23 protein-coding genes are annotated in these 23185 nt (G+C 50.7%); 13 read left to right on the top strand and 10 right to left on the bottom strand.

Annotated features, from left to right (window positions below; translation table 11 throughout):
• Positions 1-16: 16 nt before the first annotated feature.
• From HV229_RS11670 to pspA, 8 genes are all read right to left on the bottom strand, one after another.
• Positions 17-859 (bottom strand): carbohydrate ABC transporter permease, encoded by an 843-nt coding sequence (locus tag HV229_RS11670; protein WP_003020474.1) that lies wholly within the window; start codon positions 857-859, stop codon positions 17-19.
• Positions 846-1727, bottom strand: a complete 882-nt coding sequence (locus HV229_RS11665; protein WP_003840754.1) for a sugar ABC transporter permease — start codon at positions 1725-1727, stop codon at positions 846-848. The genes HV229_RS11670 and HV229_RS11665 overlap by 14 nt, the downstream gene beginning before the upstream one ends.
• 20 nt (positions 1728-1747) lie before the next feature.
• A complete protein-coding gene (locus HV229_RS11660; protein ID WP_019076863.1) occupies positions 1748-3040 on the bottom strand; it encodes an ABC transporter substrate-binding protein in 1293 nt (430 codons plus the stop codon).
• A gap of 16 nt (positions 3041-3056) precedes the next feature.
• The gene (locus tag HV229_RS11655; protein ID WP_016156637.1) at positions 3057-4763 is read right to left on the bottom strand and encodes a sugar phosphorylase; all 1707 of its coding nucleotides are present in this window, start codon (positions 4761-4763) and stop codon (positions 3057-3059) included.
• A gap of 164 nt (positions 4764-4927) precedes the next feature.
• Positions 4928-5158: a phage shock protein PspD gene (pspD, locus tag HV229_RS11650; RefSeq protein ID WP_142417362.1), complete on the bottom strand. Its 231-nt coding sequence runs from the start codon at positions 5156-5158 to the stop codon at positions 4928-4930.
• Positions 5159-5166: 8 nt separating this feature from the next.
• Entirely contained in the window at positions 5167-5526 is a 360-nt protein-coding gene (pspC, locus tag HV229_RS11645; protein WP_003020497.1) for an envelope stress response membrane protein PspC, read from the bottom strand.
• Positions 5526-5750: an envelope stress response membrane protein PspB gene (gene pspB / locus HV229_RS11640; protein ID WP_016153227.1), complete on the bottom strand. Its 225-nt coding sequence runs from the start codon at positions 5748-5750 to the stop codon at positions 5526-5528. The genes pspC and pspB overlap by 1 nt, the downstream gene beginning before the upstream one ends.
• 54 nt (positions 5751-5804) lie before the next feature.
• The gene (pspA, locus tag HV229_RS11635; protein ID WP_016153228.1) at positions 5805-6473 is read right to left on the bottom strand and encodes a phage shock protein PspA; all 669 of its coding nucleotides are present in this window, start codon (positions 6471-6473) and stop codon (positions 5805-5807) included.
• A 155-nt stretch (positions 6474-6628) separates the two neighbouring features.
• On the opposite strand from pspA, the gene pspF reads away from it, so the two are divergent.
• Positions 6629-7618 carry a phage shock protein operon transcriptional activator gene (gene pspF / locus HV229_RS11630; RefSeq protein WP_029139556.1) on the top strand — a complete coding sequence of 330 codons (990 nt, stop codon included), beginning with the start codon at positions 6629-6631 and terminating at the stop codon, positions 7616-7618.
• A gap of 93 nt (positions 7619-7711) precedes the next feature.
• Entirely contained in the window at positions 7712-8356 is a 645-nt protein-coding gene (locus HV229_RS11625; RefSeq protein WP_131405020.1) for a QnrB family quinolone resistance pentapeptide repeat protein, read from the top strand.
• Between the two features lie 8 nt (positions 8357-8364).
• Here the strand turns inward: HV229_RS11625 and HV229_RS11620 are convergent, their stop codons facing one another.
• Positions 8365-8688, bottom strand: a complete 324-nt coding sequence (locus HV229_RS11620; protein WP_181547594.1) for a hypothetical protein — start codon at positions 8686-8688, stop codon at positions 8365-8367.
• A 313-nt stretch (positions 8689-9001) separates the two neighbouring features.
• On the opposite strand from HV229_RS11620, the gene sapA reads away from it, so the two are divergent.
• The 5 genes from sapA to sapF are packed head-to-tail and all read left to right on the top strand — an operon-like array spanning position 9002 to position 14284.
• Entirely contained in the window at positions 9002-10645 is a 1644-nt protein-coding gene (gene sapA, locus HV229_RS11615) for an ABC transporter substrate-binding protein SapA (protein ID WP_016153232.1), read from the top strand.
• The gene (gene sapB, locus HV229_RS11610) at positions 10642-11607 is read left to right on the top strand and encodes a peptide ABC transporter permease SapB (RefSeq protein WP_003020545.1); all 966 of its coding nucleotides are present in this window, start codon (positions 10642-10644) and stop codon (positions 11605-11607) included. The genes sapA and sapB overlap by 4 nt, the downstream gene beginning before the upstream one ends.
• Positions 11594-12484 (top strand): peptide ABC transporter permease SapC, encoded by an 891-nt coding sequence (gene sapC / locus HV229_RS11605; protein WP_053388556.1) that lies wholly within the window; start codon positions 11594-11596, stop codon positions 12482-12484. Before sapB ends, sapC begins: the two co-directional genes overlap by 14 nt.
• The gene (gene sapD / locus HV229_RS11600) at positions 12484-13476 is read left to right on the top strand and encodes a peptide ABC transporter ATP-binding protein SapD (protein WP_016153234.1); all 993 of its coding nucleotides are present in this window, start codon (positions 12484-12486) and stop codon (positions 13474-13476) included. The genes sapC and sapD overlap by 1 nt, the downstream gene beginning before the upstream one ends.
• Before the next feature lies 1 nt (position 13477).
• Positions 13478-14284, top strand: a complete 807-nt coding sequence (sapF, locus tag HV229_RS11595) for a peptide ABC transporter ATP-binding protein SapF (protein WP_016153235.1) — start codon at positions 13478-13480, stop codon at positions 14282-14284.
• A gap of 38 nt (positions 14285-14322) precedes the next feature.
• Here sapF and HV229_RS11590 read toward each other — a convergent pair whose 3' ends face one another.
• Complete coding sequence (locus HV229_RS11590) at positions 14323-15012, bottom strand: EAL domain-containing protein (RefSeq protein WP_016156641.1); 690 nt, start codon at positions 15010-15012, stop codon at positions 14323-14325.
• A 443-nt stretch (positions 15013-15455) separates the two neighbouring features.
• Here HV229_RS11590 and fabI point away from each other — a divergent pair, with 443 nt between their 5' ends.
• The 6 genes from fabI (at position 15456) to HV229_RS11560 (ending at position 23083) form a co-directional block, all read left to right on the top strand.
• Positions 15456-16244, top strand: coding sequence for an enoyl-ACP reductase FabI (gene fabI / locus HV229_RS11585; protein WP_016156642.1), 789 nt, complete (start codon positions 15456-15458; stop codon positions 16242-16244).
• Between the two features lie 199 nt (positions 16245-16443).
• Positions 16444-17589: a carboxymuconolactone decarboxylase family protein gene (locus tag HV229_RS11580; RefSeq protein WP_181547592.1), complete on the top strand. Its 1146-nt coding sequence runs from the start codon at positions 16444-16446 to the stop codon at positions 17587-17589.
• A gap of 89 nt (positions 17590-17678) precedes the next feature.
• Positions 17679-19613: an exoribonuclease II gene (locus tag HV229_RS11575; protein WP_080860075.1), complete on the top strand. Its 1935-nt coding sequence runs from the start codon at positions 17679-17681 to the stop codon at positions 19611-19613.
• A gap of 265 nt (positions 19614-19878) precedes the next feature.
• Positions 19879-21870 carry a cyclic di-GMP phosphodiesterase gene (gene pdeR / locus HV229_RS11570; protein ID WP_047358151.1) on the top strand — a complete coding sequence of 664 codons (1992 nt, stop codon included), beginning with the start codon at positions 19879-19881 and terminating at the stop codon, positions 21868-21870.
• A gap of 173 nt (positions 21871-22043) precedes the next feature.
• A complete protein-coding gene (locus HV229_RS11565; RefSeq protein WP_161623181.1) occupies positions 22044-22235 on the top strand; it encodes a hypothetical protein in 192 nt (63 codons plus the stop codon).
• Between the two features lie 95 nt (positions 22236-22330).
• Positions 22331-23083, top strand: a complete 753-nt coding sequence (locus HV229_RS11560) for a DNA-binding transcriptional regulator YciT (protein WP_016153242.1) — start codon at positions 22331-22333, stop codon at positions 23081-23083.
• Positions 23084-23185: the final 102 nt, after the last annotated feature.

Genomic DNA, 23185 nt, shown 5'->3' with positions numbered 1-23185 from the left:
TAATTAAACTGGCCGCTTAGCCTTTCACGCCGCCTGCGGTCAAACCACTTTTAATAAAACGTTCGGAAAGCGCATACATAATGACGACCGGCAATGCGGTAACTAACGATGCCGCCATCATGCGTCCCCAGATATAGTCAGGCGTACTGAACAGCGCGTTCAGACCTACCGGTAAGGTAAAATTGCTGGCGCTGGAGAGGAAAATCGAGGCAAACAAATAGTCATTCCACGCCACCATAAAGCAGTACACAAAGACTGAAACCAGACCGGACATCGCCAACGGCACGGTAATGCGAAAGATGATCTGCAGACGGTTCAATCCATCCATCATCGCGGCTTCTTCTATTTCATCCGGAATGGTGTCGAAGTAGCTTTTCAGCATGAACACCGCGGTCGGCAGCGTCTGGGTGACCATGGTGATAATCAACGCCATTTCGGTGTCATAGATGCCAAGTGCCGTAATGATTTTGAATAGCGGCACCACCAGCAGGATCCCCGAAAACATGTACACCGTGTAAAAGCTGGCATTGATGGTCATTCGCCCCTTAAAACGCAGGCGGGAAAGCGCATACGCTCCGAGTACGCCGAGAAATACCGCCACCACCGAAGAAGTGACCGATACCACCAGGCTATTACGGAAGTAGTCAACAAACGGGAAAATCATCGGGTTGAAGATGTCGATGTAATGTTCCAGCGTCCATTGCTGCGGTAACAACGTCGGATGCAGCGAGATCGCCTCTTTGGCGCTTTTAAATGAGGTCATCAGCATCACAAAAAATGGAAATAGCGTGATGCCCAGGAAGACAATTAATCCACAGTAAAAGCCGATGCGGCCAAGTGTGCGCTTATTTGTTGCCATTGAGATTCACCCGTTTTCTGGTCAGCAGGATAACAGCGAAAATAATGACGAAGAGGACGACAGAAATAGCGGCCGCTTTGCCTAAGTCGTTAAATGCAAACGCTGTTTTATAGAGATAGACCCCGAGAATATCGACTTTAGTGGTCAGCAGATAAACATCGGCGAACATGTAAAACATCCAGATCGTGCGCAGTGTGACCACGGTTGCCAGCACCGGCATAATCGCTGGCAGCGTGACGATACGAAACCGTTGCCAGGCATTCGCGCCGTCCATTTCTGCCGCCTCATACAACGATTTATCAATCGTCTGTAAAATCGCCAGAAACGAGATAAAGGCATACGGAAAGTAGCGCCAGATGGCGAACAGCACGACCAGCGCGAAGCTGCTGCCGGGATTGTCGAACCACAGCGGCGCCTGATCGTAGAGATGCAACAGATCCACGCCGAGGTAGTTCACAATGCCGTAGCCGTTGTTGAACATGTATTTCCAGGCAAACACCAGCGAAATTGATGGCGTCACGTAAGAGAGGATGACCAGTGAGCGCGCCGTTTTCCGCAGACGAAACTCACGGTTAAAAAACATCGCCACGCCCAGCCCCAGTACCGTGCTTCCTGCCACAACCAGCGCGGTATACCAGACCGTCATCCACAGCGAATGCCAGAATCCGGGATCGGATAAGATACGGATATAGTTGCTCAACCCGACAAACGTAGACTCAATTTGCGGATTCAGCGGCAGTCGCATAAAGCTGATTTCGATGTTAGATATCATCGGCCACGCCACTAAACCGCCCAGCAACAGCAAGCTGGGCGCCAGCAGCAGCATGGCGAATGGCATATCAGATCGACCTGAAAAGAACTTATTCATCACGGCTTTCCATTTCCCCATTAGCGCTGTTCAACGAGGTCATCCAGTTTTTTCTGGCTCGCTTCAATCGTGGTGACGAGGTCGGCTTTGCCTACCGTCACGTTGTGCACCATTGAGCTCACAACACCGGAGCCTGTGACGTCGCCCATGCGGGTGAAGTTCTTATCGCCGACGGCACCAAACACCTGGATATTCGGCAGTTCGGCAATCAGCTGATCGGGTAATTCACCCAGCGCTTTGATGACAGTGTTATCTTTCCACGTCGGGGTATTCACCACTGCTTTGTTGACCGGCAGCGCCGCCCCTGGCGACATCATGACCCAGTCCGCGATGTTGTCGGCCTGCTCCATAAAGGTGACAAATTTCTCTGCCGCTTCTGTCTCTTCAGACTTTTGACCCGCGGTAATGGTTAACGACGTCAGCATGCCGTAAACAGCGGAGTTTTTTTCCGTCGGCACCATAAAGCCCACATTTTTAGGGTCACCCTCTTTAATCACCGCCGGGAGGATATAGGTGGAATAAATCGCCATCGGCGCCGTGCCGTTCATGAACGCGTCTTTGACTTCCATGATGTCGTTTGAGCCCGGCATGGTGTTCATTGCCAATTGGCGGTAATACTGCAGCGCCTGCGCCATTTCAGGTGTGTTGAGCGTTATCTTTCCTTGCGCATCAAAAACGTTGGCCTGGTTTGAGAGCGCGAACTGGGAAAATGACTGTTCGGTCAAAACGCTTTCCGCCGTGGGCAGCGCAATACCATATTTCTTACTACCAGGATTGTTTAGCTTCTGCGCCACGCTCAGCAGTTGTTGCCAGTCTTTTGGCTCTTCCAGCCCAGCTTTTGCCAGCACATCTTTGCGATACCAGATCCCGCCAATCCAGGCGCTAACCGGAACCCCGGTCCAGGCGGTACCGTCTTCAGTGCGCACAATACGCAGCACGCCATCATAAAAAGTACCTTCACCTACAGCGTTGATGACCTGCGCAACGGCTTTACGATCGATAAGTGATTCTTTATCCATAACTTTCGCGTAGTCATGGCTGGTTTCAATGACTTCAGGCAGTGAACCGCTCCGCGCCAGGGTAATGACCTTGGTGTTGTACGCATCTTCTTCTACAGGAACCTGTTTGACACTGATCCCCGGGTTCTCTTTTTCAAAACGCTCAATCAGTTTTGCAATAACCGCCTGCCGCTCCTGTTCAACAGAAGAGTGCATAAATTCAATCGCAACAGAGGACGTTTTATCATCCTTACACCCGGAAACCAGGGCGCAGGAAACCAGTGCTGAAATCAGCACAATTTTAGTTTTAAGCATGAAATGTTCCTTTTTATTACTTAACCCACATGACCTGCCAGGCGTTCAACGTTAATTCTTTACCTGAAATAGTTTTACCGCTAATCAAATCAAATCCATTTTCAACATCAATACTAATGGTTTGCGTATGACCGCTGACATTAAATAATCCGGTAATTTTTTCGCCTGTTTCCGCCGTACGTTTAATTTGCATTACAGCCGGTGTAACACTGCTAATCTGAAAATCACTATCAGGGTGAAATGCTTTATTACTACGACGTATTACAATTAATCGGGATAATTCATGATAAATAGCGTGGCGCAAACTGGTTTCATCTGCCAGCTCCGTTTCGATTTGGCTTATTTGATATTTTTTGCGGTTGATCGCGCGGTTATAACCTAGCGCCTCGACACCTTTATAATCATTGCGTGACCCAAGAATGCTTTGAATGTAAACCGCAGGTACACCCGGAAAACTCAGCAAAATGGCATGTGCGAGAATAAAGCGGGAAAAACGCTCGGCATCACTACAATTGCCTGGCGTCAGTGCGTCCATATATGTCACGTTAATTTCATACGGACTGCGACTACCATCAGGGTTATTTTTCCAGTTAACCAGCGCGCCTTCCTGTTGTAATTCCGTCACCAGGCGCACGATCTCGTCTTCAGGTAACAAACCACGTAATGGGTTGAGACCAATGCCGTCATGCGATGCGAGGAAATTAAACCAGGTGGTCTCACTGGACGGCAGTTCCAGTGATTGCGCCCACTGGCACAAGGTTGAGGTATCCTGGCGTTGTACCGCATGCAGCACCAGCGGCGGTAACGAGAACTGGTACACCATATGCGCTTCATCACGGCCATTTCCGTAGTAGGACACATTATCCTTATGCGGAACGTTTGTTTCGGTAATAATCGCCGTACCAGGCGCCGCGCAGTCAGCAATAGCGCGAAATAGTTTGATAAGCTGATGCGTTTTTTCCAGGTGAATACAGGTCGTTCCAGGCTCTTTCCACATAAAGCCAACCGCATCCAGGCGGACATAATCGGCGCCCTGCTCAAGATAACTCAATAGCACATCGACCATCGCCAGTAACACTATCGGGTTGGCATAGTTGAGATCAATCTGGTCGTCGCTGAACGTCGTCCATAAATAGCGTACGGTGTTATCTTTCAGCGTAAAAGGCGTCAGTAACGGTAATGCGCGTGGACGCGTTACGTTGCTCAGGTCCGTATCAGGATCCATCGCAATAAAGAAATCTTCATAACCGTCAAGCTGTTGCAAATAGTTATTAAACCATTCGCTTTTCGCTGACATATGGTTACAAACAAAATCAAACATCAGTCGACTGGATTTACCCAATTGCTTAATATCATTCCAGTCACCGGTTTCTTCAGCAACCTGATGGTAATTAATTACGGAAAAACCATCATCCGATGACCACGGATAAAACGGCAACAGATGCACATGAGAAAATGTCGACTTAAGCCATTCATTATAAAACTGATTAAACATCGGCAGTGGTTTTTTGCCTGCCCCGTGGAATTGATCGGCGTAGGTAATAAGAACCACATCGCCCTCGTCCCAATGCGCTTTACGGATTTTTTTAATTAATCCCTGTGATTTCTCTAAACGTGCAATCAGCGCTTCATAGTGGCATGAAGTAAACGTATCACCATAAACTTCTGCCAGGCATTTTTGGATTTTTTGGTTCACCTTCAATTCTCGTGGTAGCGGTCCCATGAATCAAGAGACTACTCTGCGGGAAATAAGCTGTCAATCGGCTGAGGTGGCCAGGAGGGGGATAATAAAAGAATTTTGGCAGCCAAAAAATCGTATTTGTGAGCTGCCGCAAATTAACAGAGGGAATGTTGATTAATTGTTGCTTGCTTTTGCTGATTCGGATATCAGGGTTGATTACCTGAATAGCGTTTCGATAATTTTGCCGCTGCCCGACTCAAAACCGGCTCCAGGACCAACGCCAGCAGCATTTTAAGCGGGCGTCGAGCGACGGACTTCACCGCCCACCCTGCTACCCCCGCCGGGCCGTAACGAAGCGCAGTTAAAAGCACCAGCTTACCTGCTATTTTAAAGCCCGGCTTAGCCCTTTGCCCGGCACGTTGCCAGCGATTGTTCATTTCTATCCTCACAATTGGCGGAAACGGCTGCGCAATGAAAAGGTATCAGAGGTGACATAACGCTCCATTTCACGCAAACGCTTTTCACTTGCCGCCAGCTCGCGATCGACGGCATCCAACAGCTCGCCGCTTGATGGCTGCTGCTCACCGGAAACCACATTGTCCGGCATCGGGTCCAACACAAACGTCAGCACGATGTAAGCGACGAAGGTGAAAAAGGCCAGACCAAAAAAGACGGACAACACCACCAGGATCCGCACCAGCTTCACAGGCACATCGAGGTAATGCGCAATACCTGCGCAAACCCCCTTCACCATGCCCTGTTGCGGAATACGCCACAGTTTTTTGTTCAGATTAACGCCTCCCATTAGCGGTCCCTCCAGTTTGGATGTTCAGCATCAAGGATGTCTTCCAGCGCCTGAATGCGCTCGCGCATCCGCTGTGCGTCATCGTTGAGTTCTACCAGACGTTGCTGTTCACTTTGCGCCAGTTCGCCACGACTGGAACGGTTGCTGTAATGCAGCCAGAGCCAAATCGGTAAAACGAACAGCACAAAGATGGTTAATGGGATAGCCAGAAATAGCGCGCTCATGAGTACTCCTTACAGGTGATGAGCGGCGGCGCGTTCGGGCGCCGCCAGATGTTATTATTGCTTATCTTGCTGCATTTTGGCTTTAAGTTGCGCCAGCTGCTCGCTGATTTCATCATCTGCTTTCAGGTCAGCAAATTGCTGATCCAGAGACTGCTGTTTACCGAAGTTATGGCTTTCGGCCTCAGCTTCCATCTGATCGATACGACGCTCGAAAGATTCAAAGCGTGCCATCGCTTCATCCAGCTTACCGCTGTCCAGTTGACGACGAACATCACGCGAAGAGCTCGCAGCCTGATGGCGCAGCATCAATGCCTGCTGACGAGCACGGGTTTCACTGAGTTTATTTTCCAGCTCACCGATCTCTTTTTTCATTCGCGCCAGCGTATCGTCAACCAGCGTCACCTCATGCTCCAGAGAAGCAATCAGATCAGTCAGTTTCTGTTTTTCGATTAAAGCAGAACGCGCCAAATCTTCTTTCTCTTTACGCAGCGCCAGCTCGGCTTTTTCTTGCCACTCTGCCTGTTGTGCGCTGGCCAGTTCGATACGGCGAGATAATTGTTTCTTTTCTGCCAGAGCGCGTGCGGAGTTTGAGCGCACCTCAACCAGCGTATCTTCCATTTCCTGGATCATTAACCGCACCAGCTTCTGCGGATCTTCAGCCTTTTCCAGCAACGCATTAATGTTGGCGTTCACGATGTCGGCAAAACGAGAAAAAATACCCATAATGTAATCCTCACTTACTGTTCTGATATCGGGCTATGCCCTGCTGTTTTCGTAATGCACTTGGCGTGCCAACTTTTTAACTAATTGATTTTAATGTAAATATCCAATTTTACCTGACGGGAGAATTAGGGTAAATTGGTGAATAACACTAACAAGTGGTGAATTTCATCATGGCAGGATACAAAGACAATATTCTGGGCGAAGCGAACAGCTTTATTGAAGTGCTGGAACAGGTTTCTCATCTGGCGCCGCTGGATAAACCTGTACTGGTTATCGGTGAGCGAGGTACGGGGAAAGAGCTTATTGCCAACCGCCTGCACTACCTCTCCAGCCGTTGGCAGGGCCCATTTATTTCGCTTAACTGCGCGGCCCTCAACGAGAACTTACTTGATTCCGAACTGTTTGGTCACGAAGCCGGTGCGTTTACCGGTGCACAAAAACGCCATCCAGGACGTTTCGAACGCGCCGACGGCGGCACGCTGTTTCTTGATGAACTGGCGACCGCGCCAATGTTGGTACAGGAAAAACTGCTGCGCGTAATTGAGTATGGCGAGCTGGAACGCGTCGGCGGCAGCCAGCCATTGCAGGTTAACGTGCGACTGGTCTGCGCGACCAATGCCGACCTGCCACGTATGGTCAGCGAAGGCACTTTCCGCGCAGACCTGCTGGATCGTCTGGCCTTTGACGTGGTGCAACTTCCCCCACTACGCGAGCGTCAAAGCGACATCATGTTAATGGCCGAACACTTTGCCATTCAGATGTGCCGCGAGATCGGGTTACCGCTTTTTCCGGGATTTAGCGCCGAGGCCAGAGAAACCCTCCTCCATTACCGTTGGCCGGGTAATATTCGTGAACTGAAAAACGTCGTGGAGCGCTCCGTTTACCGGCACGGTACCAGCGATTACCCGCTGGATGAGATCATCATTGACCCCTTCCGCCGCCACGTTGCGCAGCCACAGGCAGCACCACCAAAGCAGACATCTGTAGCATTACCGCTGGATCTGCGTGAATTCCAGCAGCAACAAGAGAAAGACTTTCTACAAACCAGTTTGCAGCAGGCAAAATTTAATCAGAAAAAAGCCGCTGAATTACTGGGTCTGACTTACCATCAGCTACGCGCGTTGCTTAAGAAACACCAGATCTAATACGCATTTGCAAGTGTCATACTGGCGGGTTTGACGCATAACGTCATAAGGTTTACCATGGCGTCACTACTGTATAAAAACACAGGTATAGATATGACTCTGGCATTAGTTGGCGAAAAAATTGACAGAAATCGCTTCACCGGTGAGAAAGTTGAAAATAGTACATTTTTTAACTGCGATTTTTCAGGTGCCGACCTGAGCGGCACTGAATTTATCGGCTGCCAGTTCTATGATCGCGAAAGTCAGAAAGGATGCAATTTTAGTCGCGCAATGCTGAAAGAAGCCATTTTCAAAAGCTGTGATTTATCAATGGCAGATTTCCGCAACGTCAGCGCATTGGGCATTGAAATTCGCCACTGCCGCGCACAAGGCGCAGATTTCCGCGGTGCAAGCTTTATGAATATGATCACCACGCGCACCTGGTTTTGCAGCGCATATATCACTAATACCAATCTAAGCTACGCCAATTTTTCGAAAGTCGTGTTGGAAAAGTGTGAGCTATGGGAAAACCGCTGGATGGGGACTCAGGTACTGGGTGCGACGTTCAGTGGTTCAGATCTCTCCGGCGGCGAGTTTTCGACTTTCGACTGGCGAGCAGCAAACTTCACACATTGCGATCTGACCAATTCGGAGTTAGGTGACTTAGATATTCGGGGTGTTGATTTACAAGGCGTTAAGTTAGACAACTACCAGGCATCGTTGCTCATGGAGCGGCTTGGCATCGCTGTGATTGGTTAGCTCAGCGTTTACACCGGGAGATGCGTTTGACGATTTACTTTTAACCAGTACGACTCCTGGCAAGCATTGTGAAATGTTTTCTCCAGTGGACGAATATCCTGACCTGCCGCATCAACGACATGCCATCTAACGCTGCATTCTGGACAGGAACTTGATGAATTTATAACCAATTCATTTTCGCGAGAACAACGAATAACCACTCCCGAATCATGAAGCCATGTCTTATTTATAATCTCAACTTCAGCCATGTCATCCCGTTTACTGACATCCTCAATACAAATAACATTTTTGCCTATTTTTATAGCATTGACGTAATCCGCTAAGTTGCTCATTTATTAAATATTCCCTTTGATTCGTACACTAACGCATTGTAATCGCTTATGCATTTTGTCACAGCGAGGAAACCGTAACAAATTACGCCAACTGTCCACATCCTGCACCGCGTTTATAGCAAGTCAGATGGGCCATGAAAATGCTAAGATAGTTAACAGAGTAGATTCAAAGTGGATAGCAGGTATGAATTTTGACCATGTCGCGGTGTTGAACTCGCGCTTATCGAGCCTGTTACTCCCAAACACAAACGGTAATGGCAAATGTCATTAAATATTAGTAAGATAGCCTCTTTATTTATAATCCTTTAAAATTATGCGCCTGGTTTTATCATCTCTGATCGTGATGGCTGGATTTCTGAGTGGTCAGGCTGCTGCCGCGCCTGAACAGGCTTCGCATGCTGATATTCGTGACAGCGGCTTTGTCTATTGCGTTAGCGGGCAGGTCAATACGTTCAACCCGCAAAAAGCGAGCAGCGGTCTTATCGTCGACACCCTGGCAGCCCAGCTGTATGACCGACTACTCGATGTCGATCCGTACACCTATCGACTGGTGCCTGAGCTGGCTGAAAGCTGGGAGGTGCTGGATAACGGCGCAACCTACCGCTTCCATCTGCGTCGTGACGTCCAGTTTCAGAAGACGGCCTGGTTCACCCCCACCCGCAAACTGAATGCAGACGACGTGGTGTTTACCTTCGAGCGCATCTTTGATCGCCAGCATCCGTGGCACAATGTAAACGGTAGCAGTTTCCCCTACTTCGACAGCCTACAGTTCGCCGATAACGTCCAAAGCGTACGCAAGCTGGACAACAACACCGTTGAGTTCCGCTTAACTCAGCCCGACGCCTCCTTCATGTGGCACCTCGCCACGCATTATGCCTCCGTGATGTCAGCAGAATATGCGGCTAAATTGGCAAAACAGGATCGCCAGGAACTGCTCGACAGACAACCCGTCGGCACCGGACCGTACCAGCTTTCGGAGAATCGCGCAGGGCAATATGTTCGACTGCAGCGCCATGAAAAATTCTGGCGTGGTACTCCTCTGATGCCGCAGGTGGTTGTGGACCTCGGCTCTGGTGGCACCGGACGTCTATCGAAACTCCTGACCGGTGAGTGTGATGTTCTGGCCTGGCCTGCCGCCAGTCAGCTCAGCATTTTGCGTGATGACCCGCGCCTGCGTCTGACCCTGCGCCCGGGGATGAACATCGCCTATCTGGCATTCAATACCAATAAACCACCGATGGATAATCCCGCCGTGCGGCATGCGCTGGCGCTGGCCATTAATAACCAACGGCTGATGCAGTCCATCTACTACGGGACGGCGGAAACCGCAGCATCTATTTTGCCTCGCGCCTCGTGGGCTTATGACAACGAAGCTAAAATTACAGAGTACAATCCGGCAAAATCGCGCGAGCAGTTAAAAGCACTGGGGCTGGAGAACCTGACATTACAGCTTTGGGTACCCACCAGTTCTCAGGCCTGGAACCCCAGTCCACTGAAAACCGCCGAGCTGATTCAGGCTGACATGGCTCAGGTGGGTGTGAAAGTTAAAATCATTCCGGTAGAAGGTCGTTTTCAGGAGGCGCGATTAATGGATATGAACCATGATCTAACGTTATCCGGTTGGGCGACGGACAGTAACGATCCTGACAGTTTTTTCCGACCGTTGCTAAGCTGCGCCGCCATCAACTCGCAGACTAACTTCGCCCACTGGTGTAATCCGGAATTTGACAGCGTTCTGCGCAAAGCCCTCTCTTCGCAGCAACTCTCATCGCGAATTGATGCCTATGACGAAGCGCAAAATATTCTCGCGAAAGAGTTACCGATCCTGCCGCTGGCCTCTTCACTGCGTCTACAGGCTTATCGTTACGATATCAAAGGACTGGTGCTGAGTCCGTTCGGCAATGCATCTTTTGCCGGGGTTTCCAGGGAAAAGAAAGATGAGGTGAAAAAGCCATGATTATCTTCACCCTGCGTCGTTTTTTATTGCTGCTGGTCACCCTCTTCTTCCTGACCTTTATTGGATTCAGCCTGAGCTACTTCACGCCTCATGCGCCGTTACAGGGTGCATCGCTGTGGAACGCCTGGGTATTCTGGTTCAATGGCCTCATTCACTGGGATTTTGGTGTATCCAGTATTAACGGTCAGTTGATTTCAGAACAGTTGAAGGAGGTGTTCCCGGCGACGATGGAACTGTGCATTCTGGCCTTTGGTTTTGCGCTGATGGTTGGGATCCCCGTTGGTATGCTGGCAGGGATCACGCGGAACAAATGGCAGGACCGCTGCATCAGCGCCTTAGCGTTGATGGGCTTTTCCATTCCGGTTTTTTGGCTGGCGCTGTTGCTGACGTTGCTCTTCTCACTGACTCTCGGCTGGCTTCCCGTTTCGGGACGCTTTGATCTTCTCTATGAAGTGAAGCCCGTTACTGGATTTGCCATTATTGATGCGTGGATCTCCGACTCGCCCTGGCGCGATGAAATGCTGGTCAGCGCAATCCGTCACATGGTGCTTCCGGTGTTGACGCTTTCCGTCGCCCCTACCACGGAAGTTATTCGCCTGATGCGAATCAGCACCATTGAGGTCTTTGATCAAAACTATGTTAAAGCGGCCGCCACGCGCGGTCTGTCACGCTTAACCATCCTGCGCCGTCACGTTCTGCACAACGCCCTTCCGCCGGTGATCCCGCGTCTGGGCTTACAGTTTTCCACCATGCTGACGCTGGCGATGATCACCGAGATGGTCTTTAGCTGGCCAGGTCTTGGCCGTTGGCTGATTAACGCAATTCGCCAGCAGGATTACGCGGCAATTTCGGCGGGCGTCATGGTGATTGGCTCACTGGTTATCATCGTTAACGTCATCTCTGATATTTTGGGTGCTATGGCTAACCCTCTGAAACATAAGGAATGGTATGCCTTACGATAGCGTCTACAGCGAAAAGCGCCCGCCGGGTACGCTGCGCACCGCATGGCACAATTTTTACGGCGATGCGACTGCAATGATCGGCCTGTATGGCTGCGCAGGATTGGCGATTCTGTGTATTTTTGGCGGTTGGTTTGCCCCTTATGGCATCGACCAGCAATTTCTCGGCTATCAGCTTTTACCGCCGTCATGGTCGCGCTATGGCGAAGTCTCATTTTTCCTCGGAACTGACGATCTCGGGCGTGACGTGCTAAGTCGCCTGCTCAGCGGCGCGGCCCCGACCGTTGGCGGCGCGTTTGTCGTCACCCTCGCCGCCACACTATGTGGCCTGTTACTGGGCGTGGTTGCCGGCGCAACGCACGGTTTGCGCTCCGCGGTGCTGAACCACATTCTGGACACCCTGCTCTCGATCCCTTCGCTGCTGTTGGCGATTATTGTGGTGGCCTTTGCCGGACCGCATCTGACACACGCGATGTTTGCCGTCTGGCTGGCGCTGCTGCCGCGCATGGTACGCTCCGTCTACAGCATGGTGCATGACGAGCTGGAAAAAGAGTACGTTATCGCCGCTCGCCTGGACGGCGCAACCACGCTCAATATCCTGTGGTTTGCCGTTCTGCCCAATATTACCGCCGGACTTATCACTGAAATCACCCGTGCGCTGTCGATGGCGATTCTGGACATCGCCGCGCTGGGTTTTCTCGACCTTGGCGCACAGTTGCCGTCACCAGAATGGGGAGCCATGCTTGGCGACGCGCTGGAGCTGATTTATGTCGCACCGTGGACGGTTATGCTGCCAGGTGCGGCGATTATGATAAGCGTGCTGCTGGTTAACCTGCTGGGTGATGGCGTGCGCCGGGCAATTATTGCGGGGGTGGAATAATGCCATTACTGGATATCCGCAACCTGACCATTGAATTCAGAACCGGCGACGACTGGGTGAAGGCGGTTGACCGCGTCAGTATGACCCTCAATGAAGGTGAAATCCGCGGACTGGTTGGCGAGTCTGGATCGGGCAAGAGCCTGATCGCCAAGGCCATTTGCGGCGTCGCTAAAGATAACTGGCGCGTAACCGCAGACCGCATGCGCTTTGATGATATCGATCTGTTGCGCCTTTCCGCGCGTGAACGACGCAAGCTGGTCGGCCATAACGTTTCCATGATCTTTCAGGAACCGCAATCGTGTCTCGATCCGTCTGAGCGCATTGGACGACAACTGATGCAAAATATTCCGGCATGGACTTATAAAGGCCGCTGGTGGCAGCGCATCGGCTGGCGTAAACGCCGCGCGATTGAACTCCTGCACCGCGTCGGGATAAAAGATCATAAAGATGCGATGCGCAGCTTCCCGTATGAACTGACCGACGGCGAATGCCAGAAGGTGATGATCGCAATCGCCCTGGCTAATCAGCCGCGTTTACTGATTGCCGACGAACCAACGAACGCGATGGAGCCAACCACTCAGGCGCAAATTTTCCGCCTGCTGACCCGGCTGAACCAAAACAGCAATACCACCATTTTGTTGATCAGCCATGACCTGCAAATGCTCAGCCAGTGGGCTGACAAAATTAACGTGATGTACTGTGGGCAAACGGTGGAAACTGCGCCCAGTAAAGAGTTGGTGACTATTCCGCATCATCCTTATACCCAAGCGTTGATTCGCGCCATTCCTGATTTTGGTAGCGCAATGCCGCACAAAAGCCGCCTGAATACCATGCCAGGAGCCATTCCATTGCTGGAACAATTACCTATCGGCTGTCGTCTGGGGCCGCGCTGCCCTTATGCTCAGCGCGAATGTATCGAAACCCCAAGACTGACCGGAGCAAAGAATCATCTCTACGCCTGTCATTTCCCGTTGAACATGGAGAGAGAGTGAGATGGTAGAAACCCTGCTCGAAGTTCGTAATCTGAGCAAAACCTTTCGCTACCGGACGGGCTTATTCCGCCGTCAGACAGTTGAGGCCGTTAAGCCGCTGAGCTTTACCCTGCGCGAGCGTCAGACGCTCGCCGTCATAGGTGAAAATGGTTCCGGTAAATCTACGCTGGCGAAGATGCTGGCCGGTATGATTGAGCCCACCAGCGGTGAGCTGCTGATTGACGATCACCCGTTAAAATATGGTGATTATTCATTCCGTAGTCAGCGTATCCGTATGATTTTCCAGGATCCGTCAACGTCGCTTAACCCACGGCAACGTATTTCGCAGATCCTCGATTTCCCGCTACGTCTGAACACCGACCTCGAGCCTGAACAGCGCCGCAAACAGATCATCGAGACCATGCGCATGGTCGGTCTGTTGCCTGACCATGTGAGTTATTACCCGCATATGCTGGCTCCGGGACAAAAACAGCGTCTGGGCCTTGCCCGAGCGCTCATTTTGCGACCCAAAGTCATTATCGCCGACGAAGCCCTGGCCTCTCTGGACATGTCGATGCGTTCGCAGCTCATCAATCTGATGCTGGAATTACAGGAAAAACAGGGGATTTCATATATCTATGTGACTCAGCACATCGGCATGATGAAGCACATCAGCGATCAGGTATTAGTCATGCACCAGGGTGAAGTGGTTGAACGCGGCAGTACAGCAGATGTTCTGGCCTCTCCGTTGCATGAGCTGACCCGTCGCCTGATCGCCGGTCATTTCGGCGAAGCGCTTACCGCTGACGCGTGGCGTAAAGATCGCTAGCAGATGCAGCCCTCCTCAACCGGAGGGCAATTTTGCAATCAGTGACAAACATTTGGTAAGAGCAGTGTATCAACCTCGCTAAACGCGACCGAAGGGAAAAGGGATCCCTGCATCACCCAAACACCAGCCGCGCCTACTTCGTCGATAAGCTGTTTGGTTTCCACACCCTCCACCGCAATGCGGTCGCAATATTCGCGGATGTTTTTAATTAGCACCGGGAACATCGGTTTTTCAGCCTGATCCAGGAAAAAACCACGATCCAACTTCACAACATCAAAACGACCGCAAACCAGCGGACTGGCCCCAATGCTGCCGGAGCCCAGATCGCCCAGCCATAATGCGTTTGGACCGTCGCAAAGTGAATTAATCAGCAGATTATTCAGACATACGGTATTCGTCAGAAAACGCTCTGAAAGTTCTAGTGCGACAAAAGGCATGGCATGTAGCGCCGATTTGACGCTCGGGTCGCCAATTGCCAGCAGCGCCATTTCATCAATGAGGTTCAGAGTACAGAAAAGGTTGTGGCTCTCAAACCAATTACGCTTTTCGGCAATTAATCGAATTTGCTCGAGCATGAAATTACGTTTTTGTTCGCTATTCCACGCTGAAATGATGAACTCTGGATGTATCGGCGAAACCGTATCTGAAACAAACCGGACGCTCATCTCAACACCCAGTAACGTATCAGTTGTGTCTCTCATCGGTTCCGCGATGAAATGATAGTGCATAAGACCACTCCAATTGATCATAACTTCCTGATAATGCACTTTTAATCACAATCAATCAATAATATCGATCAATGAATCAATATCGATCGATAAAAACAATATATCATAACAAACTGAATACGGTCATATTTTTTGTTTTAAGAAAGTTCCTACATTGCTATGTTTTAAAACATAAGCTAGCAGTTAATAATACCATTGAGATGCCTTTAAAGCCTTGTATTTTCTCCATCCCCCCGCGCTTCGCAGAATGAATGAGACTTAACCAGGGAAAGTGTTATAACCCTCATGTGTAATGAAAAGTGATTATCAGTAAGGGATGATAACTATTCTACAAGGCACAAAGAGTGGGATATAATTGCTGCCCCATTTCGAAACACCTTCAAATTGTGATCATAACTCATTGATTGCAAAAAAAATAAGCAATGACCATAAGGATTAAAGCTATGGGTTTTCTTTCCGGTAAGCGCATTCTGGTAACGGGTCTTGCCAGCAAACTGTCCATCGCCTGGGGTATCGCTCAGGCCATGCATCGCGAAGGGGCTGAACTGGCGTTCACCTACCAGAATGACAAACTAAAAGGCCGCGTCGAAGAATTTGCAGCTCAACTGGGTTCCAGCATCGTACTGCAGTGTGATGTGGCGGAAGACGCCAGCATTGATGCACTGTTTACCGAACTGGGCAAAGCCTGGCCGAAATTCGACGGTTTCGTGCACTCCATTGGTTTCGCGCCCGCAGACCAACTGGATGGCGACTATGTGAATGCAGTCACCCGCGAAGGCTTCAAAATTGCTCATGACATCAGTGCTTACAGCTTTGTGGCGATGGCAAAAGCCTGCCGTTCCATGCTGAACCCAGGCTCGGCGCTGCTGACGCTATCCTATCTGGGCGCAGAGCGCGCCATCCCTAACTACAACGTGATGGGCCTGGCAAAAGCCTCACTGGAAGCGAACGTCCGCTATATGGCTAATGCGATGGGTCCTGAAGGCGTGCGTGTGAACGCTATTTCCGCCGGTCCAATCCGTACACTCGCCGCTTCCGGCATTAAAGATTTCCGTAAAATGCTGGCGCATTGTGAAGCGGTTACGCCGATTCGCCGCACTGTAACCATTGAAGATGTGGGCAACTCGGCAGCATTTTTGTGCTCCGATCTCGCTGCCGGCATCTCTGGTGAAGTCGTTCACGTCGATGGTGGCTTCAGTATCGCGGCAATGAACGAACTGGAACTGAAATAATCGTAAGTCTTCTATGGGCGGTCTTGCCCCGCCCATGACTCTCCTCTGCCTGCCGCCATATATGCTTTTCTGATATTTATTATCACGGAACAATCTTTCATCCCCTCTTCTGCTTACGTCAGGATATTGCAGCGCAAACGATCCGGCGTAGTAGTAGACGACGTGTCCGGGTCGCCACTTTTTAGACCAAGGACCGCCCATGGAACAACGCCGAATTGAAGGCAAAAGCCACTGGTATCATGAGACGCAATCCAGCAAGCATCCGCAAGATATTCTGCCGCTGGTGCCGGAAGCCGCTCATGTCGACGACAGCTTTTTACTGGATCTGGCGATACCTGATGACGCCCTTTTGCCTTTTCAATCCTGGTTAACCCCTGCCCGTAACCTTGCCCAGGTTCTCTTCCCGGTTCACGTAAACCTGAATCAGATGCACACATTCAGCGCCTATGAACGGATGAGTACGGCGCTTACCGTCGCTCAGGTGTATGGCGTCCAGCGATTGTGCAATCACTATGCCGCGCGGTTAACACCGCTTCCTGGTCCTGACTCGTCACGGGAAAGTAACCATCGGCTGGCGCAAATCACCCAATATGCTCGCCAACTTGCCAGCTCTCCTGACGTGATAGGCGCACGCGATCGCCAGCATCTGGATGCGGTCGGGCTGACCACCAGCGATAGTATTTTGATGAATCAAATCATCGGCTTCGTCGGTTTTCAGGCCCGGACCGTGGCCCTGTTTCAGGCCTGGTTTGGACATCCGGTACGCCGAATACCGGGGCTGGATATACAGCAATTCGCTCACGCTTCGCCATTTAGTGCAACAAACGCTACCTGGCACGCTGCGCCATTCCCAATCGAAAAATATCCTGCTCAGGACGAGACGACGGCCAGACATTTTCCCGATGAGCTGCAAGCGTTGGTGCCATTACTGATTCATTCACCGGTCATTTTAGATTTATTCACGACACTGATTTCCAGTACCCGGCGCAGCGCTGTACCGGTGCGGGCATTTTCACTGGCGGCGCTAATGACGTCACGGATTAACGGCAGCGTGGCCTGCTTTAATGAACAGGCACATACAGCCAATGAATTAGCCAACGTTATCGCCCTGCTTCGCCAGGAGGAACGTGAATTACAGCGTTGGGAACAGCGACATCCGGTTGAGCGCATCACCCTGCAGGCGGTACAATGGCTAACCCGAGCGCCCGACCGTTTTAGCGCCGCGCTGTTAACCCCTTTGTTCGATCAGGGCATCTCTTCTGAACAAGCGATTAACCTGCTGGCCTGGAGCGGATTGTGCGGATGGTTGAATCGCTTGAAAATCGCGCTGGGCGAGACTTATTAACCGATCCACTTACTGAAAGAGCGCTTGCCGCAACTGAGAGAATCGCGTAAAACTGTCAGCCGCTCTTTTAGCCACGAAAATAGACAATTATGCTTCAGGACAACCCGCTGCTAGCGCAGCTTAAACAGCAACTGCATTCCCAGACGCCACGTGCTGAAGGGGTGGTAAAAGCCACGGAAAAAGGCTTTGGCTTCCTGGAAGTCGATGCACAAAAAAGCTATTTCATTCCACCGCCGCAGATGAAAAAAGTGATGCATGGCGACCGCATTGTTGCGGTTATCCATACAGAAAAAGATCGTGAATCTGCCGAGCCGGAAGAACTGATCGAACCCTTCCTGACGCGCTTCGTGGGTAAAGTTCAGGGCAAAAATGATCGTCTGTCCATTGTGCCGGATCATCCGTTACTGAAAGAAGCGATCCCTTGTCGTGCCGCCCGCGGCGTTGAGCACGATTTTAAAGAAGGTGACTGGGCCGTCGCTGAAATGCGCCGCCACCCGCTGAAAGGCGATCGCACCTTCTATGCCGAATTAACCCAATTTATCACTTTTGCTGATGACCACTTTGTCCCGTGGTGGGTCACGCTGGCACGTCATAATCTCGAAAAAGAAGCGCCGGACGGTGTGGCAACTGAGATGCTGGATGAAGGTCTGGTTCGTCAGGACTTAACCGCCCTCAACTTTGTCACCATCGACAGCGCCAGCACCGAAGATATGGACGATGCGCTGTATGCTGAAGAGCTGGCCGACGGCAAACTGCAATTAACTGTCGCCATTGCTGACCCTACGGCCTGGATTGCAGAAGGCAGCAAGCTGGATAAAACGGCAAAAATTCGCGCGTTTACTAACTATCTGCCGGGGTTCAATATCCCGATGCTACCACGCGAGTTGTCTGACGATCTGTGCTCTTTACGCGCGAACGAAGTGCGTCCGGTTCTGGCTTGTCGTATGACCATCACCGCGGATGGCGCGATTGAAGACAACATCACCTTCTTCGCAGCGACGATTGAGTCGAAAGCGAAGCTGGTCTACGACAACGTCTCCGACTGGCTGGAAGATGCCGGTGACTGGCAGCCTGCAAACGACGCGATTGCTGAACAAATCCGTCTGCTACACCGTATTTGCCTGAGCCGCGGTGAATGGCGTCATAATCATGCTCTGGTATTTAAAGATCGCCCGGATTACCGTTTTGTTCTTGGTGAAAAAGGTGAAGTCCTGGACATCGTCGCTGAGCCACGCCGCATCGCAAACCGTATCGTGGAAGAATCCATGATTGCGGCAAACATTTGCGCCGCCCGCGTGCTTCGCGACAAGCTCGGCTTCGGTATTTATAACGTCCATATGGGATTCGACCCGGCCAACGCCGACGCTCTGGCCGCGCTGCTAAAAACCCATGGTATGCACGTTGATGCCGAGGAAGTCCTGACGCTGGAAGGTTTCTGCAAACTGCGCCGCGAGCTGGATGCGCAGCCTTCTGGTTTCCTCGACAGCCGAATTCGCCGCTTCCAGTCTTACGCTGAAATCAGTATCGAGCCAGGGCCGCACTTTGGGCTGGGTCTGGAGGCTTATGCCACCTGGACCTCTCCTATTCGTAAATATGGCGATATGATTAACCACCGCCTGCTTAAGGCCGTCATCAAAGGTGAAACCATCGCCCGCCCTGGGGATGATACCACGGTGCAAATGGCGGAACGTCGTCGCCTGAACCGGATGGCTGAGCGTGATGTGGGCGACTGGTTATACGCCCGTTTCCTGAGTGACAAAGCCGGGACCGATACCCGCTTTGCGGCCGAGATAATTGACGTCAGCCGTGGCGGTATGCGCGTACGTTTAGTTAATAATGGCGCAGTCGCATTTATTCCTGCCCCATTCCTGCACGCCGTTCGGGACGAGCTGGTATGCAGCCAGGAAAGCGGCACGGTGCAAATTAAAGGTGAAGTGGTTTACAAAGTCACGGATGTGATTGACGTAACCATCGCCGAAGTTCGCATGGAAACCCGCAGCGTTATCGCGCGTCCAGCCGCGTAACACGTATCAATCCAGCGACCTTTCTCATTTTGTGAAAGGTCGTTTCTTTTTCCCGCCCAAATTCCCACCACCGCACTACACTTCTTTCATTCGGTCAATTTTATTTTTTTACTTTTTTCAGTTCCGCTGGCTTTGCTTTTTACGGATTCTGGATTAAACATAAATATATAAAAAAAACAATACGTTCAGCCATAATCACCCCGAATGAATCATGGCTACCCATACTTTTGAGGCTCTATGCGCTTTAAACGGGATAGTACACATGATGAAAGACGTCCGGGAGCTGGTTACGTTGTATAGCTATGTGGGCACTCATAACCCCTACTGGCGTTTGTCAGAGGATTGCAACATCCTGCATTTCTCTATCGACGAAGCGTCAGAAGCTGATCAGACCATCGAATTATTACCTGAACAAGCCGATCGCATTCGCGAAATGACGGTGATCACGTCAAGTCTGTTAATGACGTTGCCCATTGAAGATGACGACATTCCCGTGCATCTGGTCGGTCGAAAAATCAATAAGCGCGAATGGGCCGGTAGCGCATCCGCCTGGGATGACACCCCTTCCGTCGCCCGCGATCTGGCCCACGGCCTCTCTTTTGCCGAACAAGTCGTTTCCGAAGCCAATTCCGTTATTGTCATTCTTGACCGCATGGGCAACATTCAGCGGTTTAATCGCCTGTGCGAAGAGTACACCGGCCTCAAAGAACGTGAAGTCATTGGTCAAAGTGTATTCACATTATTTATGAGCCGTCGTGAAGCGGCGGCTTCACGGCGCAATATTGAGGTCTTTTTTCGCGAAGGTAACTCGTATGAGGTTGAACGCTGGGTCAAGACCTGCAAAGGCCAGCGTCTGTTTCTGTTTCGCAATAAATTTGTGCATAACGGTAGCGGCAAGAACGAAATTTTTCTGATCTGTTCCGGGACCGATATCACTGAAGAACGCCGCGCGCAGGAACGACTGCGGGTGTTGGCGAATACCGACTCCATCACTGGATTACCAAACCGCAACGCAATTCATGAACTGATCAGCAATGCGATTGAGAACGCGGGCGATACGCAGGTCGGTATTGCGTACCTCGATCTGGATAACTTCAAAAAGGTAAACGATGCCTACGGGCATATGTTTGGCGATCAGCTACTACAAAGCGTGTCGCTGGCAATCCTCAGTTGCCTCGAAGACAACCAGATCCTGGCGCGGTTTGGCGGCGATGAATTCATTGTTCTTGCCACCGAAACATCCCAGGGCACACTGGAAGCCACCGCATCACGCATTCTGACGCGCCTGCGCCAGCCCTTCCGCATCGGTCTGATTGAAGTCTATACCGGATGCTCTATTGGTATATCCCTCGCACCTCAGCATGGTCAGGACTGCGAGAGCGTCATTCGTAACGCGGATACAGCCATGTACACCGCGAAAGAAGGTGGCCGTGGGCAGTTTTGTGTTTTTTCTCCGGAAATGAATCAGCGAGTATTTGAATATCTGTGGCTGGATACTAATCTGCGTAAGGCGCTGGATAACGATCAACTGGTTATCCATTATCAGCCAAAGATAACCTGGCGCGGTGAAGTGCGCAGCCTGGAGGCGCTGGTTCGCTGGCAATCTCCGGAACGCGGCCTCATTCCACCGCTGGAGTTTATCTCCTACGCCGAAGAATCGGGGCTCATCGTCCCGCTGGGGCGTTGGGTTATTCTCGACGTTGTGCGCCAGGTCGCGAAATGGCGCGACAAGGGAATAAACCTGCGCGTGGCGGTAAACGTTTCTGCCCGCCAGCTCGCCGACCAGACGCTGTTTACCGCACTTAAGCAGGTACTTCACGAGCTCAACTTTGAGTATTGCCCCATCGATGTTGAATTAACGGAAAGCAGTTTGATAGAAAATGAGCAACTGGCGTTGTCAGTCATTCAGCAGTTTAGCCAGTTAGGAGCGCAAATCCATTTGGATGATTTTGGTACCGGTTATTCGTCGCTGTCTCAACTGGCCCGCTTCCCGCTAGATGCCATTAAACTGGATCAGACCTTTGTCAGAGAGATCCACAAACAATCCATTTCACAATCGCTGGTACGGGCCATAGTTGCGGTAGCACAGGCGCTCAACCTGCAGGTCATCGCCGAAGGCGTGGAAAGCGCGAAAGAGGATGCGTTTCTGACCAAAAATGGCGTCAATGAACGTCAGGGGTTTTTATTCGCCAAACCAATGCCAGCCGCCGCATTTGAACGTTGGTATCGCCGCCATCTGAGTAAAAAAATGCGCTAATGCAGAGAGAATGAAGGTGATAAATAGCCATAAATGGACATTACATGACGACGCTATCCGCATGTAATCACAGAATATATAATATTCTTCAATCGTTCAGGTTAATACTATTTTTCCCTTCTCTTTTGCCATGAAATTCTGCATCATGAAATTCACACTCTATTGCCATTAGGATGACGACCATGTCTGATATCGACGCTCAGCGTCTGGCCGAACGTATTGATACCGTGCTGGATATCCTCGTTGCAGGTGATTACCACTCAGCCATCCACAATCTTGAAATTTTGAAAGCTGAACTGTTAAACACGGTCAAAGAAGATGCCGAATCTTTGGCGAAAAAGCAGAAGGCGCCATGGGAGATCTGATGACAGTGATCTTTTGATGTCGCTGCTATCAGCAAACTGCAGATAATGCAGTTTCCGTTTAATTTCCGATACGATATCGCAATAAAATTAATACTATGAATTCCCGACAACAATCTATTTTGCAGATGGTGACCGATAAAGGTCAGATGAGCGTCGCCGATCTGGCAAAAGTCACCGGTGTCTCCGAAGTGACGATTCGACAGGATCTGAACACGCTGGAAAAACAGAGTTACTTACGCCGAGCCCACGGTTTTGCTGTTTCATTGAACAGCGATGATGTTGAAACGCGCATGATGACCAATTTCACTCTGAAACGTGAACTGGCTGAATTCGCTGCATCTCTGGTCAGTCCAGGCGAATCCGTATTCATTGAGAATGGCAGCAGCAATGCACTTCTGGCCAGAACGCTGGCAGAGCAAAAAGATGTCACCATCATCACCGTGAGCAGCTACATTGCTCATCTGCTCAAAGAAACGCCCTGTGAAGTGATACTTCTCGGTGGAATTTACCAGAAAAAAAGTGAGAGCATGGTCGGCCCTTTAACTCGCCAGTTTATCCAGCAGGTACACTTCAGTAAGGCCTTTATCGGCATTGACGGCTGGCAGGCTGATACCGGTTTTACCGGACGCGATATGATGCGTTCTGACGTGGTTAACGCGGTGCTGGAAAAAGGCGCAGAAGTTATTGTGTTGACCGACAGCTCAAAATTCGACGCCATTCACCCTTACACGCTGGGTCCATTAGAGCGATTCAGCCGCGTAGTAACGGACTCCAGACTCAGCGCCAGCGTACAAATGCAGCTCGAACATTCAGGATTAATCGTCAATATCATTGATGCCCACGCATAAAATCTTCAGTAGATGGTTTGTCAGCAGACAAATCATCTGCTCTCTGAGAGTTATCTGACAATCCAATTAAGACTTTTTACCTGTCGTTAACAGGATAAAGTC

The sequence above is a fragment of the Citrobacter sp. RHBSTW-00524 genome, from assembly GCF_013747755.1.
GTDB classification, from domain to species: Bacteria; Pseudomonadota; Gammaproteobacteria; order Enterobacterales; family Enterobacteriaceae; genus Citrobacter; species Citrobacter braakii.
This window is presented reverse-complemented; position numbering and strand designations above follow the sequence as displayed.